Annotated in this window: 25 protein-coding genes; 12 read left to right on the plus strand and 13 right to left on the minus strand. The window is 42.2% G+C overall.

Translation table 11 applies throughout. From position 1 onward, the window contains the following. Positions 1-5: 5 nt before the first annotated feature. The 10 genes from QI031_RS28770 to QI031_RS28815 form a co-directional block, all read right to left on the minus strand. Complete coding sequence (locus tag QI031_RS28770) at positions 6-353, minus strand: hypothetical protein (protein ID WP_281480800.1); 348 nt, start codon at positions 351-353, stop codon at positions 6-8. Continuing rightward, positions 350-853 (minus strand): hypothetical protein, encoded by a 504-nt coding sequence (locus QI031_RS28775; protein ID WP_281480799.1) that lies wholly within the window; start codon positions 851-853, stop codon positions 350-352. The genes QI031_RS28770 and QI031_RS28775 overlap by 4 nt, the downstream gene beginning before the upstream one ends. Continuing rightward, entirely contained in the window at positions 850-1062 is a 213-nt protein-coding gene (locus tag QI031_RS28780; protein WP_281480798.1) for a hypothetical protein, read from the minus strand. Before QI031_RS28780 ends, QI031_RS28775 begins: the two co-directional genes overlap by 4 nt. Beyond that, positions 1055-1597, minus strand: a complete 543-nt coding sequence (locus tag QI031_RS28785; RefSeq protein ID WP_281480797.1) for a hypothetical protein — start codon at positions 1595-1597, stop codon at positions 1055-1057. Before QI031_RS28785 ends, QI031_RS28780 begins: the two co-directional genes overlap by 8 nt. A 117-nt stretch (positions 1598-1714) precedes the next feature. Next, the gene (locus QI031_RS28790; protein WP_281480796.1) at positions 1715-2536 is read right to left on the minus strand and encodes a hypothetical protein; all 822 of its coding nucleotides are present in this window, start codon (positions 2534-2536) and stop codon (positions 1715-1717) included. Next, positions 2536-5040: an alanine-zipper protein gene (locus QI031_RS28795; RefSeq protein WP_281480795.1), complete on the minus strand. Its 2505-nt coding sequence runs from the start codon at positions 5038-5040 to the stop codon at positions 2536-2538. Before QI031_RS28795 ends, QI031_RS28790 begins: the two co-directional genes overlap by 1 nt. 1 nt (position 5041) lies before the next feature. Continuing rightward, positions 5042-5512: a hypothetical protein gene (locus QI031_RS28800; RefSeq protein ID WP_281480794.1), complete on the minus strand. Its 471-nt coding sequence runs from the start codon at positions 5510-5512 to the stop codon at positions 5042-5044. A gap of 2 nt (positions 5513-5514) precedes the next feature. Next, positions 5515-5844: a hypothetical protein gene (locus QI031_RS28805; protein WP_281480793.1), complete on the minus strand. Its 330-nt coding sequence runs from the start codon at positions 5842-5844 to the stop codon at positions 5515-5517. A 355-nt stretch (positions 5845-6199) separates the two neighbouring features. Then, complete coding sequence (locus tag QI031_RS28810; protein WP_281482962.1) at positions 6200-6388, minus strand: hypothetical protein; 189 nt, start codon at positions 6386-6388, stop codon at positions 6200-6202. Between the two features lie 283 nt (positions 6389-6671). Continuing rightward, the gene (locus tag QI031_RS28815; protein WP_281482963.1) at positions 6672-9095 is read right to left on the minus strand and encodes a DnaB-like helicase N-terminal domain-containing protein; all 2424 of its coding nucleotides are present in this window, start codon (positions 9093-9095) and stop codon (positions 6672-6674) included. A 176-nt stretch (positions 9096-9271) separates the two neighbouring features. Here QI031_RS28815 and QI031_RS28820 point away from each other — a divergent pair, with 176 nt between their 5' ends. Continuing rightward, entirely contained in the window at positions 9272-9463 is a 192-nt protein-coding gene (locus QI031_RS28820; protein ID WP_281482964.1) for a hypothetical protein, read from the plus strand. A gap of 93 nt (positions 9464-9556) precedes the next feature. After that, the gene (locus QI031_RS28825) at positions 9557-9829 is read left to right on the plus strand and encodes a KGK domain-containing protein (RefSeq protein ID WP_281482965.1); all 273 of its coding nucleotides are present in this window, start codon (positions 9557-9559) and stop codon (positions 9827-9829) included. 70 nt (positions 9830-9899) lie between these two features. Here the strand turns inward: QI031_RS28825 and QI031_RS31845 are convergent, their stop codons facing one another. Then, positions 9900-10079 (minus strand): hypothetical protein, encoded by a 180-nt coding sequence (locus tag QI031_RS31845; RefSeq protein WP_425525998.1) that lies wholly within the window; start codon positions 10077-10079, stop codon positions 9900-9902. After that, positions 10064-10255: a ribbon-helix-helix domain-containing protein gene (locus tag QI031_RS31850; RefSeq protein WP_425525999.1), complete on the minus strand. Its 192-nt coding sequence runs from the start codon at positions 10253-10255 to the stop codon at positions 10064-10066. Before QI031_RS31850 ends, QI031_RS31845 begins: the two co-directional genes overlap by 16 nt. 399 nt (positions 10256-10654) lie before the next feature. Here QI031_RS31850 and QI031_RS28835 point away from each other — a divergent pair, with 399 nt between their 5' ends. The 10 genes from QI031_RS28835 (at position 10655) to QI031_RS28880 (ending at position 15839) form a co-directional block, all read left to right on the plus strand. Next, the gene (locus QI031_RS28835; protein ID WP_281482967.1) at positions 10655-10972 is read left to right on the plus strand and encodes a hypothetical protein; all 318 of its coding nucleotides are present in this window, start codon (positions 10655-10657) and stop codon (positions 10970-10972) included. Between the two features lie 74 nt (positions 10973-11046). Continuing rightward, entirely contained in the window at positions 11047-11256 is a 210-nt protein-coding gene (locus QI031_RS28840; protein WP_281482968.1) for a hypothetical protein, read from the plus strand. Then, positions 11249-11443 carry a hypothetical protein gene (locus tag QI031_RS28845; protein ID WP_281482969.1) on the plus strand — a complete coding sequence of 65 codons (195 nt, stop codon included), beginning with the start codon at positions 11249-11251 and terminating at the stop codon, positions 11441-11443. The genes QI031_RS28840 and QI031_RS28845 overlap by 8 nt, the downstream gene beginning before the upstream one ends. Before the next feature lie 46 nt (positions 11444-11489). Continuing rightward, on the plus strand, positions 11490-11654 hold the full coding sequence (locus QI031_RS28850; RefSeq protein WP_281482970.1) for a hypothetical protein: 165 nt from the start codon (positions 11490-11492) through the stop codon (positions 11652-11654). Then, positions 11641-12006: a hypothetical protein gene (locus QI031_RS28855; protein WP_281482971.1), complete on the plus strand. Its 366-nt coding sequence runs from the start codon at positions 11641-11643 to the stop codon at positions 12004-12006. Before QI031_RS28850 ends, QI031_RS28855 begins: the two co-directional genes overlap by 14 nt. Then, entirely contained in the window at positions 12003-13256 is a 1254-nt protein-coding gene (locus tag QI031_RS28860; protein ID WP_281482973.1) for a P-loop NTPase family protein, read from the plus strand. The genes QI031_RS28855 and QI031_RS28860 overlap by 4 nt, the downstream gene beginning before the upstream one ends. 275 nt (positions 13257-13531) lie before the next feature. Further along, the gene (locus QI031_RS28865) at positions 13532-13945 is read left to right on the plus strand and encodes a hypothetical protein (RefSeq protein WP_281482974.1); all 414 of its coding nucleotides are present in this window, start codon (positions 13532-13534) and stop codon (positions 13943-13945) included. A 2-nt stretch (positions 13946-13947) separates the two neighbouring features. Then, a complete protein-coding gene (locus tag QI031_RS28870; protein WP_281482975.1) occupies positions 13948-14133 on the plus strand; it encodes a hypothetical protein in 186 nt (61 codons plus the stop codon). Positions 14134-14139: 6 nt separating this feature from the next. Continuing rightward, positions 14140-15300: a tyrosine-type recombinase/integrase gene (locus QI031_RS28875; protein ID WP_281482976.1), complete on the plus strand. Its 1161-nt coding sequence runs from the start codon at positions 14140-14142 to the stop codon at positions 15298-15300. Positions 15301-15356: 56 nt separating this feature from the next. Beyond that, on the plus strand, positions 15357-15839 hold the full coding sequence (locus QI031_RS28880; protein WP_281482977.1) for a gluconokinase: 483 nt from the start codon (positions 15357-15359) through the stop codon (positions 15837-15839). A 106-nt stretch (positions 15840-15945) separates the two neighbouring features. Here QI031_RS28880 and crtC read toward each other — a convergent pair whose 3' ends face one another. After that, complete coding sequence (gene crtC, locus QI031_RS28885) at positions 15946-16869, minus strand: cyanoexosortase C (RefSeq protein WP_281482978.1); 924 nt, start codon at positions 16867-16869, stop codon at positions 15946-15948. Between the last annotated feature and the right edge of the window lie 96 nt (positions 16870-16965).

The following is a 16965-nucleotide window of genomic DNA, read 5'->3' on the forward strand; positions in this document are numbered from 1 at the left end:
TTGTGTTAATCAGTTGGATCATCCAAATTTTCAATAAACTGTGCTGTGTCAACCTTCACCCGGACAGTAAACTCATACTCTGGCATCTCCGGTGTACCCGTAAGCTGTTGACTGGCAAATTGAATAGGTGGTAATTCAGCATTAACTCTTGCTTCATTCACTTGGTCGGTTAATGCAGCTAATCCTTGCAAAAGTTTAACAATTCCCTTAACACAAGAAGCATTAAGAGTCAGATTGCTACCGCTTTCTGTAGTTGTGCTGAAATTAAGCTTGACTTGATTATTTCCAACAAATTCAATTGAACCAGCGGGTAACTTTTCGGCTAATGCGCTGTAACTTAATGCAGTAGTCATAAATTATCAATTTTGAACTCAATTGTTTCTAATTTGGAGCGAACCGCGTTGATTAAATCTTCCGTGGTATCAGTTTCTATTCCTCTGTATTCCCAGACAGCCAGAGTGACTTGGTAAATCCAAGGTAAAGCCTCAAACCTCAAACGATAAGATTCGGTCAGCTTGGGAAACTGAACCAACTCAATCGCATTAAGCTTAATTAGTCGGCGTGTACCATCTACTTCAGTGGTTGGAACCTGTCCCAATCCCTCAAAAACTACAGTGTCGTCAACATGAATGCCGCTAATTTGTTGATAGAAATATCCTGCTCTAATCCAAGTAGGTTTGGCATTAAGCCAGGAAGCCCCGACTAAAAAAACGTGACTATCAGTCAAATAAGGAAGCTCTACTGGGTCAATTAGCGGCGCTCTGGCTCTGCGGTTGTCGGGATTACCTACTAACTTTTGGTAGTAAGTTAATTCCCAAGCTCCCATTGCTGTTAGGTCAAGCTGAAGTGTCATATTTTGACTAATTCCCAATCTTCAGCTAGTTCAAAAACGTCATACTCTTGTTCGTCCAGGAAGTCGAGAAAGGTATCTGGGTGAATATTGCCGCGCAGAAACGCTGCTGTCATATTTGCCCGCTGGAGCATGAGATTTAATTCCTCCTCATACTCCAATTGCGACTGTCCCGGATACCAAATTGCAGGAGTTTCTAAAAAATTATTCACCACTGCCAGTTAATACAAAATATTCAGGCGTAAACCAAACACGCCCATAAGCACCCCCTAATTTGCCTTTAACAGCGTTGAAAACAGTTTTCACTTCATTATCTAAAGCTGCTGCTGATTGAATTGAAAGTGGTGCAGTGTAAGAATATTGGGTGTTACTGCCACGATTCCCTGGCGCATATCTCTTGTATGGGCGATTACTACCTAAAGCCCGAATGATATTAGGTGAATCGTCTGATACAGTAGCGTGAACTTTCGCAGGCTTAGCGCCGCGAGGTAAAGGATCTTCTGAACCGGCATCAACCAAGTTTAAAGCTGTCTGTCCAAAAAACACGACACTTTTTTGGGATGCCTGTACTTTGTACTTTTTAGCAGTTTCTCCAGCTGCAATCTGTATAGGTTTGTAAGCTACTGCAATTAAAGGATTTTTGCGAGTACTTGCACCATCTTCTCTAACGGGTGGGTTATAAGCTTCCCTTGCACGAGCATATTGCAACTCTTTTTCAATCTGTTTGGCGCTTTTGCGTCTTCCCATAGTTACTGAGGTTTGTGTAAAAAATGTTTTGCGTAAATCATTTCTAGCAAGGGTTTAGCAGTAATTTTCTCAACCGGATAACATAAGGTTGTCCGTAAAATTTTTAGTTTTATTCAATTAAACGCGTTCAATTACACTTCGTAGCCGAGATCCACTAACAGCTACTAAATTCACAGGATTCTGTTTTCCCCAAATAAACAACTGAGCATAACGAAACTTTACGTCAGATGTGCGTCTACGCACGAACTTTTTAACTGTACGCCCATAAACTCGATGTGTTCCTGGGTTATTTGAATAAACGCGGTCATTGTCTATAAATTGCAGATAATCACGGTCAAGAGAATGATTTTGGATATCTAGCACGGCTCGAATAATTCTTTCTCCCTCAGTCTTACTGGGAACTAACAGTTTTAATTCATAACCACGTTCTTTATCTGAATAAGTACATTTAAAGCGTCCTTTATGCCAAACAAAAGGAGGTGTCGCAAAAACACTTTTAATTTTTCTTGCTAATGTTTCTGCGTCAGTTCTGCTGATACTTTCACTTGATTCATTCATCAACCTAAAAGTTATTTCGCCTTCTGCTTGTGGTGTTGATTCATTGCTATGAATTTCAAAATTATAAGGTTCTAAAAAGAATAGTTTTACTTGAGGCTTAAAAGTTCGTTCTGATTGCACATCAAACCAAGGAACACCATACACTGGGCGCTGAACTGCTTCTAACCTTCCTATTGTTACTTCAAACAACCACATCCTCATCATGGTCATAACATCGGTGTCGTCATCTTTCATTAAACAAGAATGCTTCAGTCGTGGCTTAGGATTACTAATATCATCATCTGGCTGGTTTTTAAAATATGCTCGAACTGCTTTATTATGCTCCAGTCTGACAATATCTTGTAGATTTTCCCACTCATCAAATCCTTCTGGTAATGGCATTAATCATCTGCCTCCTTGTCTATATCAGTAATAGCCAAACCAGTTGCACTAAACAATTTAGCAACATCAGAAGCAGCTTTAATTTGTGCTGCCTCTGGTGGTGTAGTTCCTTGCTTACTTTCTGGCTCTTGACTCAATGCTTTAGTAAATTGTTCTTTTTGTTCTCCAATCTGGTTAACAGTTTGCTGGACAGAGAGAACCTCACTAGCAACTTGATCTACTTGAGAAACTACATTTTCAGCGTTTTCTAAATTAGTAAAAAATTTATTTTGAAAGTTAGGTGTAGGATTCATCCATCTGTAAGCTTTTTCGCTAACCTTTCCCCATCTTTTTAAAGCATTACCAATAAAAGCAACCCAAGAACCAACAACTTCTAAAGCACTTAAAATTGAATAGCCAATTGATTGAATGCTATTCATTAAGTTAGCAGCAGCTTGATAAATACGGTTCCATTTTTTATATTCAGCTTTAATACTTCCCCATTCACTCTCACCAATTACAGATTTAGCGAGTGAATCAAACTGACCACCTAAAATTGCACCAATATCTAAAGGGCTACCTTCTGCATCTTTGATACCAATTGCTGCTAATACATTGGATATTGCACTAGTTAATGTTTGTCCTAAATTGGCACTGAGCATATAGGCATTGTGCAAAGTCTGCCACCAGATAAGAACATTCAAAACTCGATCTAAATGCAGCCATTCAGCTACTCGCGATAACTTACCAGCAATGCCACCAGGAAGTTGGACACCGAGCTTATTATTAATAATGTTTAATAGTGCTAATTGTGCGGCATTACTAAATTGACTAACAGCATCTAAAATCTGCTTACAAATAGCAAATATTGGGGCTAGCAATGCCATGATCGGAGCCAATATCGATGACCTAGTTGCTGAGTGTTGAGCTGCTATAAAGGCTTTTAGCCCTGAATCGTTATAAGGCACTGCATCTACTCCATCCTTTCCATCTCTCCCTGGTCTACCGGGGAATCCATTTAAACCATCTCTTCCGTCTCTGCCCGGTTGGCCTGGAATTTGAATAATTTGCGTGATACCAGGAGCGCCTTGCCGTCCATCCCTGCCGGGTCTACCGTCACGACCCGGAATGCCTGGAACACCTGGAATGCCGGGTTTAAGTTTAAGCAATTGATACAGTCCCAATAATGTCGCTAGTCCCGCAGCTACTTCTACAGCTTTTGCTAGGGCATTATCACCAGTGTTTTGGGCTTTCTTGGCTGTGTCCTTAGCATCCTTAGCTGTTGATTTAGCTTCATTTGCTGAAGTGCTAGCAGCGTTGGCAGTTACGTTTGCAGTTGCGGCGACGCTACCCGCAGCGATCGCAATACTTGCAGCTTTCACTGCCTGAGAATTTGCTTGTACTGCTGTATTGATTGCTGTGGATGCAACGGTTTGAGCAACATTAGCTGCAAGAATTGCTTGTCCCGCTGTGCCAATTGCTTGCCTAGCTTGAGATATTGCACTGCTTGCTTGAGAGCTTGCAGAATTTCCTAAGCTTACGGCATAGTCAGCTACACCACGCACCGAACTAGCTACCTCTAAAGCATTCCTGGCTATACCTCTAATGGTTGGCAATTGGCGACCTAAAATATTAGATACAGCGTCACCAAGTGATGTCAACTCTCGCTCTATGCCGTCTATCCGAGAACCCAAAGCCTCAGCGAAGGCTACTAACTGCAAAATTTCGATAACAGTACTCGCTAAACCTGCCACTCTAGCGGCAAGTCCCAATAAATCACCAGCTACCTTACCAGCAGTAGTTAACGCTTTTCTTGATATGCCTATTGCTTCAGCCGCGTCTAAAGCTACATCTGCTACTTTGCTAGCAAGCCTGCCAACTTGACCGACAACACTAGCGATTTTGTTGTCTACGATGTCAATAGCGCGTTGGGCTGCTTTTGCTACCCCTACAGCATTGTCAGCAATCCCCCTAGTCGCTTTACTTAGTGCGCTTGCCTCTTTAGCCACTAACGTTGACGCTTTGGCTTCACTGATAGCCGTTTCTGCTACTCTTCTGGTTTGAATAGACAAACCTTTACTTAACTCGGCATCGCTTGCAGCCTTAGTTGCTTGAGCGCTTGCATTATTAGCTTGACCGAATGCAGCCGCCGCGTCTCTGTCTGCTTTTGTGCCAACGATTTCAGCACGTTCACCTACGACGAGCGCTCGTCTTGCTGTGCCTTGTGTTTCGTTGCTAACATTCAACGCCTTATTGGCCTTATTGTCGGCTTTGTTGGCGACACCAGTTGCATTTTTAGCTTCGTTACTAGCACCGTTAGCGGTACTAAGCGACCTAGTAGCTTTTCCGTCTACGATATCAATTTTTGATGATAAATTATCTGTTTTCCTCTCTACCGTATTTAAACCATTAGCGGTTCTAACAGCTATGTTTGTGGTATCACTTAACTTTATTTCTAGTGCGCGTAATGCCGATTTCAGCCCATCGACATCACTTATTAATGTTTGCCCTCCAGAAGTTGGCATATCACCTTAATAATCTCCTAATTTCGTTGAACTCAGCTTGTTCTATGCAAACCATGTCAGGAGGACAATAGTTATTTGGATCGAGACACTTAAATGGATCTGGACATGTCTGACCGCTGACCATGCCACAGCCGGCTTGACATTCAGCTAATGAGTCATATTCGCCAGGAGTCCCGTAAACATTGCTCTTGACACATGAATTATTTATGCAATCATAAGGAACCGCGTTACAAGCGGTGCAATTACCGTATTTTGTATAACCAGCATTAGGATTATCATTAGCTACAGCAGTTACTTGTGCCGTTGTAGTCAGATAAAAATAATTTGTCCCGGCAACGTTTACACCATCAAGATAAAGATATACAGTAGTTGAGTTTCTGGCACGATATTCAGGTGTTGTGCCACAAGCAAAAAATTCGTAACTAACATTCCCGTCAGCCCCTTTGCCGTAGAACCGAAAACATTGAGTCATCTTTAGTAATTATCCGGGTCAATTGTTGCAGCGGTGTCAATTTTGCTCAAAGAGATTGTTAGTTGATCAGTCCTATACCCAGTGTTATCAGTGCCGCGTGTGATAAAGCTTGTATAGCCAGTATCGATAACAATAGATTGGTCAATATTGGAGTCAAAGTTAGTCGTAGTTAAATAAGATTTCGCCTGCAACAAAATAGCTACTAACAAACTTTCGCCAGTGTTGTTACTAGAAGCGGTTAATCCTGCTAAATCAGATTTTGTAATAGTAATAGTTGTTGCGTCCTGAATCGCGTTAGCACCAAATACCTGAGTTAAAGTTGGTTCTGCCATAAAACGAATTTTTGATGAAGTGAATAGAAGTGATAGATCCGTTTTATGAGCGATTGAAATTTATGTAAATCTTCCAGTTTTATGTAAAAGTGGTAGTGTTTTTGCGGTCAGTATGCCTTGTATTGCCTAAGCTGTAGCGATATTGCTGATATCTGTACACAAAAATATACCTGTTTAACCCTGCTAGACGGTTAAACCGGAACTTGAGACAAATTTGTCTAACAAGAAGCTAGTATTTATGCTGAAAATCTCAATTGTTAATTTTAGTTAATTTTTAATTTTATGTAGATATACTAACCAGCAAGAAATAGACGATCGCTCCTCACAACCGCCTCTAAAATTTCGCTCTACCCGTTCATTCTCGTTTATTTAATACATTGTTTGCTCGTCTCAAAAAACGGGTCAAGCGACTGAGATTGTGGTTAATTTCACCATCTGCTATCTCTAAAGCTGTTTGTGTGGGCGGTTCTAAGTCAGCATTATTAAAGGTATAAGGCACAACTAAACTAACGTAATCATCTAAGTCAACATTTGAGTTACGCATAATCGCTGAAGCTAGGGTAACGGTATTATGCCCTGGCTTCGGTAGTTATTCGCTATGCCCACGTAGCGCGATCGCAATTTTCCAAATAATCGCATAATCTAGTAACTCATGATGTCATCCAGTGCGATCGCCGGGCTGTTTGTTGGCGATCGCACCTTATTTCACCTGAAAACTTTTATCGCAGCGCTGGCAGTACCATCGCCGGATCACTTCACCGCTGGTTAGGTGGTTATAGCCATTGCGGTGAGTTCGTAGCTCGTGGCAATGGGGACATTCTACGCGGTCACGGTTTGGCGAGTCTCTTAGCTTTGACATATTCAAACCTGCCTGACTCGAACTCAACTTGGTAATTCCTAGTGCCGGAATCAAACCCAACTATCGCCACCAACTCACCACCATACATTGCTAGCTGCCCCACATTCGGCGACCAGGAATCATCGGGAAGTGGATATAAATCAGCTAGTGATAATCGCGGCTGAACAATATCACCCAGGACATTAACATCGGCTTTCTTCACAGATAGATATAGCTGAATGACTTTGACTTTTTTACCCAGCGATCGCGACAGATAAACCCCGCCCACCTCAATATTCTTGTAATGTTTTGTAACGGAATGGGGTGAGGGGTTAGACCCAGGATCACCTTGAGGATCACCCCCCGGATCAGTGACCGAAGAATGGCTATGATTATTATCTGGTAAGTCTTTAGAGCTTGTTTTCACACTCTGTATATTTTCGCACAGGATCAGGGAAGGATCACCCTTCGGATCACCTCCAGAAGCTATATCTGGTAAGGCATCTAGCCGAAGGTGATCCTTAAGAGGTGTTGGGGGTTCAGAAATTTCCGTCTGCTCACTTTTTTTGCTATTTTCAGGACTTCGAGGATCACCTTTGGCTGTATCGCTTACTGCATCTAGCTTTTGAAGGTGATCCGAGGGGTGATCCTGGGGTGATCCTCTCTTTTTTATACATGGGTCTGTACTATCCTCTGATTCTTCTCCAGCAAGGCTTATGGAATTTGAGTAGTACTGATCCGAGGGGTGATCCTTTGGTGATCCTTGCTGATCCTCCTTTAGTGATCCTTCATAGACCAGGTAATAAAGGTTTGGTTTGCCCGGCCGGAGCTTTCTACTAATTAACCCATCGGCTGATAGCTCACTCAGGTATTTACGAGCATAGGCACTGGAGAAGCCCAACCTATGGGCGATTTCCTCACTAGTAAATTTGATGTTGCGGTGGTCAGCGAGAAATTGCAGCGTTTTCTCTTTGGCATTTTGAGATGACCCGCCGAAGTCTTGCCCCTCTTCTCCCATGAAACTAAAGCTGAGGTCTTCGGGGTTAAAAAACATCCGGTATTTCTTGTTTGAGGAACGCGATCGCGATTTATTAATTTCCAGGATGCGGTCGTTAGGGGTTGCAGTTTCGCTTTTGTCTGTGACGAGTGTCCAAACTTCACTCACGGCGTTTCTAATTGCGGTTGTCCCGCGTACACCACCTTCTCGGTTTGTGTGATGGATGATCAAAAATGTGACTTGGTACTGAATAGCCAGTCCGGTCATCTCCAAAATTGGGCGGGCGTATTCCATCTGCGATTCTTGATAGATAGAGTATTTGTTAGCGGTGCTGAGGGAGTCAATAACAGCAAACTCCGGTTGAAACTCTTTTAAGTCTTGGATCAGCGTGGGCATATTCTCGGCACTCCAGCCAAACCGCACCCGCACGTATTTATCGATATCGTCCTCAGAGTAACCAAGCGCCTCCAAGGCTTGCACCATGTCTCCCGGACTTTCGTCTCCTTGGTAGTAGAGAATTTTGCGTTTCTCCCCGGTAGTGATGAAGGGCCCAAGTTGAGAACCCTGAATCATGACTTTACCGATTCCATAGGCAAGTTTGGTTTTCCCAATTCCACCATCAGCAGCTAAAAGAATTGTTGTGCTTTTGGGAACAAGACCATTTATTAACCACTCACGAACTGTAGAACCTGCTAACTCTTTTAACTCCTGATAAGTGAGTAATTTGCTACACTTTTCTGTCAGACTTTTTAGGTAAAAAAGTTCTAAAAAATTCATTGATACGCGATAGTCATCAGACAAATCTTTTAGCTTCAGTAATCGCAAAGTCGGTTCAGAACAAGTAGTATAAATTGATGTCAACTCCTGTAGCATTTGACCGTGCCTCCATCGCTGATGTTCTTCTTTGGTGGGTGCAATTGGTGTTTCAATGATTGAACGAGTTTTTTCAGTGATTGCAGCTACTAAGTCAGGTATTTCACGGTCAGTTTCATATCCTAAGCGGGTGATATCATTGCCCAATTTAATGTACTGCCTATGTAGATGTGCCTTGATTACTAACCAAGCCATAGCATCAATATTGACAGCGGTAACATTCCACTCAAGAGAAGCCATCTTGCTCTGACCTCCGATTCTGGCAAGAATACCTTGCTCCCTTAAGAGGCTAGTAACACTTAATAAATCAGTCGGTTTACCTTTTTTAGAAAGTCTCAAACAAGCTTGATAAATGTCTCTATGGGCGCTAACGTAAAAATGTTCTGGTCTTAGCCTGTCACTGACGAGATAAATTGCTTTTGGGTCGTCAAGTATACCTCTAATTACTGCTTCTTCTGCTTCTATCTCGCATGGTGGTAAGCGGTCGTTAGCTGTACTAAATTCAGCTTGTACTTGGGGAAATTGGTAGATACCTTGCGTCATTCCTCTACCCCCAAAAATATGCTAGAATTAACTTCAATGATGGCAACAAAGATTATCTGAACTGTTAAGCCGTTCTCTCGTTTACGTTTATTTTTCATCTTTATTTTTGATTGTTTAATGTTTTACTCACCGCCTTGGTGAGTATTTTTTTTGTAGTGTTAATAGCGGGTTAATTAATGGCTATTAACGTTGGTTGGGTAAGTGCGATCGCACAAAAACCAGCATCTGACCAAGGCGATCGCACAAAAAAACCAGCATCTGACCAAGGGCGATCGCACAAAAAAAAACCAGCATCTCACCAAGGCGATCGCACAAAAAAACCAGCGGCTGACCAAGGGCGATCGCTCCAGCACTGGTCGGTTTGTTAAAAGCAATGTCCATAGTCCTTTGGGGGAAGTATTAGGGAAGGCGGATCGAGTTGGCGCTCTATCCGCCATGTTGTTTACCGAAAAAGAAATTAAATGAATAACATTCGATTAGATGATGGGGATGTTGTGTCAAGTAGTACTGCGGACTTTGGACTAGGAAACACTTTTAAAGTCAGCGAACTCAAGTTACAAATTCAAGCTCTTTTTAAGGAAGGAACTGAAGACGGACTCATTGCGGCTTATAGATGTTCATGGTTCGATGAAGAAGGGGCTGAGGAATTTGAAATACTGCGACAAGAAGGTGGGGGCTGGCAAAAAGGTAGAGTTCGGTTTCAGCTAGAGTTTATTCCGGATCAACCGCAATAAATTAATTTGTTGCTTTACCTTGCGTTAATCGCCCAAAACAAAACCGTCATACCGATGAGGTAAGACGGCTTTATTCGTTCTCTTCAATCTGCTGCTCTAGTTGAGACTGAAGCGCTTCAAATTCTTGGATTCTCGATTGGAGCTTTTCTGCCTCATCGTTGGCTTGCCGAATTTGATTTTCAAGTTTGTTAATTTCCTCTTTCTTCGCTGCCAGCTGATCGCGGTAGTCGGCAATCAGTTGGCGCAGCATTCCCCCAGTAATTGATTTTCCAAGGGTGAGGACGCTTGCTCTCTCGCTATGCGTTCGATCATCTCGCTTTTGCTCAGTCCCATAGCCTTCGCCTTCGCGTCGAGCATCTCTACTCCCTCCGGAGTAAGTGTCAAAGTTAGATCCTTTTTCCTTTGCCCGTGTAGCGGCTTTCTCATTAATTGTACCCATGCACTACTCCTTGATTGTACCCTTGCACTATGTTTACATTTAACCCTGGTACTATTATATTTATAGTTGTACAGGGGTACAATGATTTTTACAACCCCTGTGATTAAAACCCCAAACCATGCAGAGATAGCAGACTGCAAGCATTGAGCGAATCAAAGACCTGCTAGGGGATGAGTGCCAATTAAAAGCCAGGGTTTTGTATCGTCCCTGGCAGGTAAAAATCTTGAGTGTAAAGGAGGTCAATAAATAACAACAATAGCTTAACACTATACACAGCAAGACTTTGGCTAATTGTTAAATAACAATCCAGCAATTCATAATTCAACTATTAAGCCACTATGACCGATCAACAAACCACCGATAGAACCATTGCTAACGGTCGATCCATGACCGCGAATAGCCGTAAAGGCAAGAAGAAGGAATGGAAGGACTTGTCTATTGACCCACTATCGGAGGGGTTTGATGGACATCAAGCTGAATATGTCGTGGGTAAAGCTCCAGTCACCTGGGCGCACATCCAAACCGGACAACTTTTTTCTCGTTCCAAAAGTGGTAAGAACCTGCACGTAAAACTAAACGACGGTCGCGCAGTGTGTTTGGACACTCAAAAGCCACTTGAAGTTAAACCCAGTATCCGTAACTCATTACAGGTTTGGGTTGTGACTAACTTCAACTCGACCACCGCCAACAAAGCAGATTTTTAGGACGACCGCCTCGGTCAAGAACGCGATCGCCTAGAGATTAGTCTCCACCAAGAAAACTAAACATCACCAAAATTATGCCAGAAGACGTTAATAAATCCTACGTTCAGCGCTACATCAACCGTGCTGAAACCACAACCAGCGAAGAAGAGAGACAGAACTGCCTCTACCGGGCTGGTACTCAGATGGAAGTCATCCCTTGCGATGGTAACGACCACCTGACCCCAGAACAGAAACAAACAGTCTTGGATGCAGCCAAAGAACTGCTAGGGGATGGCAATGGATAGCAGTAGAACTCCTCAACAGGACGAACAGACAGTTAATAACCTTGATTTCAACCCGATACTAACTAGCTGTGAGTCTGAGATTAAAGATGGCATCAGCGCCAACTTTGACCCCATGCCACAACCTGACCCCAGCCAGGACAACTCAGTTTACAACTTTAACGCCATCCTTGACGGCTTACTCGATTAACTACAATCCCCCTACCAAGGGGGTTACAGCAATTTTGAGGTTTAAAATGGACAACAAAGGTAACAGTTTTCTTTTGCTACTCCTGGCGGTGGGAATCGTCGGTTTCACTTGGTATCAAGGCTCCGACCAAAATCTACAAGCGCGAGAATTGAAAAACTGCCAATCAGAATTTAAGTCCTTTAAGGATGGCATCACCTATGGCAGAAACTGAACCACAGAAAATAGTAGTCGAGGTTCCCAGCGATCGCAGTTCTTATGCCCCATTCCCCATGCCCCAGGCATCCAGGATGGAAGAATTTAAAAAGGGATGGATAAATGCGATCGCGCTCCCCGACAACCCCACAGACTTAGTTTTTGAAATTACTGCATACATTACCATTCCGGCATTAATCACCAGCTGTTGGGCATCGTTCCCTATTCCCGGTTTTTTAAGAGTTGGGGCATTGATTGCCGTTGGGGTGAGTGTGCTGGTACTGTGGCAGATGCTAGCGATTACCGAAATTAAGAATTACTTAACATTTCGCTTAATTCTGATAGCAGTGGGGGCAGCAATGGGACTATGACAACTGATTTACACCCCTCACAAGTACACAGCTATTTAAAGATGTACCATAGCACCCAAACAGCATCTTGGTTGTGCTGGGCTGCATCGGTGCTAGTGTTGTGCGCTGCGGTCGATGTTCGTCAAAAACAAATCAAGCCTTGGTTGCTGTTTGGCTCCGCATCGGCGCTGGTCGGTGGGGTCAACCTCCGTAAGTCAGCCAAGGAACTAAACCAGATGTTAGGAACCATCGACCGAGCATCACAGCTTAACTTTCAAGCGTTAGCAAGAACTCAAACTCAGCCCACAGCACAGTTGGCTATTACGGTTGGAACTATTGACGCTAACTGGAAACCCGCTAATTTAATCACTGACCCAGTTGAGTATATCCAGAAAAAGCAGAAACACGTTGCTTTAGTTGGTGGTACTGGTGATGGCAAGTCAACTTTCACCCAATACTTGTCATCAAAAATCGGAGGACGGGTCATCGTCTACGATTCAGATGCCAAGCCAGATGATTGGTCATGGCTTGACCAAAATGATGTCATTGGCCGTAAAGGCAACTTCAAAGCCATAGACACCGCCATGTCTAAAGATTTAGAAAATCTTGAAGACTTGGTTGAGCTTCGCGGCGAGGGGGGAGATAACGCGATCGCTGGTCGGGAGCGCTTCATGATTGCTGAAGAGTTCCCCATCCTGGTCGATGAATGTCCCAACTCAACTTTTTGGATTAAGCGCCACGCCAAGCGGGGTAGGAGGTATCAGCAATTTATTTGTGCGATCGCCCAAAATGACACCGCTGAAAACTTTGGCTTACAAGGCGACAAGGACACACTCTACAGCTGCTTTGTCCTGGTACGGCTGGGGCAGTTTGCCCGTGACTACGCCAGGACTAAACTCAAAGATCCACAGCTAGAGCAATGGTTAAAAGCTGGAGGTAAAAAACGCTTTATGGTCGATGATTGCCCGTGTGAACTCGACCTCAGCAACTGGGGAGTAGGAACAGCCGCGGCGGTGGAGTCTGACCGCGGCACAAATGCTGAGGCACAAATACCCCAGCCAACCCTGAACGAATATGAACAATTTATCGTGGATTGGGGTAAACGGAATCCAAGTAACTTGTTAAAAGCGGGAATGCTTCAACGATCAACGCGATTGTTTGATGATTTCCAGCCCGATGAGGTTCGGCTTATCTTTGCATCCCTTGCTGACAAGGGTTTAGGGACATTGGAGGGGACAGGCAATCAACTCGGCTGGGTGTGGATAGAATAACGTCTACAGCCTGTCTACACCTTGTCTACAGGCTGCAAGCACCGTTTTACGGATAAATTATTTTTAATTACCCAGTATTGCGAGTGCAACCATCACCCACTGACACCTAATCACCACCCCAGCAACAGTCTGTCTACACCGTCTACAATTTTCCAACCCCAAAAAATCGGCTGTAGACGGCTGTAATCCTTGCCAAGATAGGATTTTAGCGACTGTAGACAATTTTTAAAAATCTCAAAAATTGGAATTTTCTCAATAAAAATGACTGAAAACTCATGAAAATTAAAACAATACATGCTCACTTTTTGATTTCAACTGGCAACTATAGCAATGAAAGAATCGGGTTCTCTGTAAATTTGGATGATGGAGAAACGGCAGAAGAAGTAGTTCCAATTTTAAGAGAACGGGCTAAAAAGATTGTTGGAGAGAAAGCCGACGATCTTTATGAAAAGCGAAATAAACTACATAGAGACTGCATCCAGTTTGAAGACAGATTAGATAAATTACGTAAAGAATGGGACGCTACAGCAGCATTCTTAAAAGCACAAGGATTAAACCCAGATGCTCCATCAATGCCACAGTTTCGCAATTTATTATCAGCAGTAACTGTAGAATCTGAGGTTGTTTCCGATGATGAGGATGACGAGGAAGAAGATAATTATGACGAAGATGACGAGGATTATAACTAGCAATGAGAATTGAAACTATCACATATAAACGAATTAAAAACTTAGGTAATTTCAATAGTGAACATCTTGAAGCCACAGCAATTGTATCTGAAGATGATAACCCAGATGTTGCAGCCGACATCCTCAAAGAATTTGTTTTGAAAAAAACTTTATCCAGAACCATCAGAAGCAAGCGCCGTACCCGATGATTTTTAATGGATGATGATAAGTGGATAAACGTCGATCCGCGAACTAAAAAGCTCAGTTTACGCTTTCGAGTTCGCGGGTTCTCTCGCCAGTTTTATTTGTCAACCGGACTAACAGATAACAGGCGTAACCGCGAGATATTGCGATCAAAACGTGACGCGATCGCAAACGATATTATATTTAATCGTTTTGATGATTCTCTGAATAGCTATCGTCCCAAACGCCTTTTAGCCAAGGAATCAAAAGAATCAAAACTTATCACTCAGCACTCATTATTTGAATTGTGGGAGAAATTCACCCAGTTTCAAGAAAAGCAGTTGGAGGAGACGACGACTAGGCACAAATATAAAGTCATTGCCGTCAGAATTAAAAAATTTCCTAGTCAACTTGTAGAAGATGCTCCAAAAATCAGAGATTGGTTGTTAGCTAATTACAGCCAATTTTCGGTGTGGGAGACATTAATATTTCTCAACCGCTGCTGTGAGTGGGCTGTTGGTTCTGGATATCTCACATTTAATCCCTTCGTAAACCTCCAAATTAAAAAACCAAAACGGAAATCCACCAAAGAAGACGATTACAAAGCTTATAACATTGAACAAAGAGACTTTATCATCAAAGCTTTTGAGCTTGATCATGTAAATGGACACTATGCCGACCTAATAAAATTCTTGTTTTTTACAGGTTGTCGGCATGGTGAAGCCTTCGCACTACGTTGGTCAGACATTCATAGTAATTGCACACGTATCAAAATCAACAAAGCCCGAAATTTATTCAATATTCAAAAGGGAACTAAAAACGGGAAGCGTAGAACGTTTCCATGTCAACAAGGATCTAAACTTCAGTCACTACTAATTCAGCTTAGAGAAAACGCTAACAGTAGCGATGATTTAATATTCCGATCTAAAGCTGGCTTTCCTATGAACTCCGATATCTTGGGTAACTGCTGGAGGCAGTCATCTTGTGGATTGGGAGTCGTACGCCAATTGGCTAACGGGGGAAAATTACCGTATCTAAAGCCATATAGCACTAGACACACGTTTGCTACTTTGGCTATCACTTCAGGCGTAACCCCTGACAAAGTAGCGCTGTGGATAGGCGACGACGTAGCAACAGTATTAAAGTTCTATTGCCATCCAGAATCACTGTCGGCCGAGTGTCCAGATTTTTGATTATGCTACTCAAATGCTACTCAAAAATCAATTAAGTAAAACTCAAAAACTTGTCTATGATTATTCTGGTAATGGGTGTCTCTGGTTCTGGCAAAACCACTATTGGACAACTGTTGGCAGCATCATTGCATTGGGAATTTCAAGATGCCGATTCTTTCCATTCACCAGAGAATATTGCTAAGATGCAGCATAATATCCCCCTGACTGATGCCGATAGAATGCCTTGGCTGCAAAATTTACAAACTGCGATCGCTCAATGGTTGCAAGAAAATAAAAATGTAGTCATGGCTTGTTCAGCACTAAAAGCTAGTTATCGCCAATTTTTGTTATTAGATGGCGATCGCATCAAATTAGTCTACCTAAATGGGTCGTTTGAATTAATTCAACAACGACTCCAAACGCGCCAAAATCACTTCATGACCGAAAAACTCCTCAACAGCCAGTTTGATGCTCTTGAAGAGCCAGATAATGCTTTATATGTGGATGTTTCGCAGACCCCAGAAAAGATCGTAGATTTCCTCAAAACACGTTTTGAGTAATCAATTGGCTCAAACTCTTTCTCCCCCTGCCCTTGGTCACTGAGCGAAGCCGAAGTGCTGCTCCCTGCTTTATCCCAATGATAATTATTGACATGGAGCTACACACTTATTGCAGCTTAGATTTGCGATCAAAATTTAGTAGCCGCATTTGAATAAGCAAGTAATAGAATGCTGTAAACATGGCTGCTGAAAAAATTTGTCCTCCCCAACCATCATGCCAAAAATCAAATGTTGTGGCATCCCAATAAGCAACAGAAATTGCCAATAATGCAATGCGAGCAGTGTTAAAAATAAAAGCTACAATACATCCCAAAAAGCTGATTGTTAATATCTGGAATCCTTTTAATCTGTAAGCTATACCTATTAACAGACTAGTCATAACCATCAAGACCATCAAATCAAAGCCATTACAACCCCATCCTATCTCTATACTACCTGTAGGTAATTTAACCCATGTTTGATCTAAACTGCTTGGATAACCTATGGCATGAAGTGCTAAATTAACGCTCCAAGCTTGAATGCGATCCATTGTTCTTTCAGGAGTCAAAGCTTGCCATATATATGCTGGTAGAAAGAAAATACCAGGATAGATACTTAAAACCATCAAAAAAATTGGACGTAGATAGTGTTTAAAGAACTTATGTCCCCAAGTGCTAAGGACAACACCTATTAAAATTATTAACCAAACTAATGCTTGAGACCAGCCTTTATTAAGACTAAAAGGGAAAAGACCAACTCCAAATAAAATCAAACTATGTCCTAGCCGTCGTTGGATGTTTGGAGGATTTAATTTAGCAAGTTGATTTTTCTGTTGCCACAATTCTTGTAACGCTAAATAAGCCGCAGTAACTGTCAACAACGGAAATGTAATACCAATAATTATGAATTGTGTTAGTGTCTTTAACCAAAAAAATAAGTAATAACACAAACCTACAACTAAACCACACAGTACAATTTGATTGTGTCTTTTTGTTAAATAGATTAACAATATTTTTTTGATTGCATAACCATATTTCTTATAGCTATTCAAAAGAATTAAAACCTCCTTTTTTTAACTATTAATTAAGCAACATAAAGTTAGCAAATACTCTAATACAAGTACTTACTTAAGGTCAGTTACCTAAAG

Source organism: Halotia branconii CENA392 (genome assembly GCF_029953635.1).
GTDB lineage: Bacteria > Cyanobacteriota > Cyanobacteriia > Cyanobacteriales > Nostocaceae > Halotia > Halotia branconii.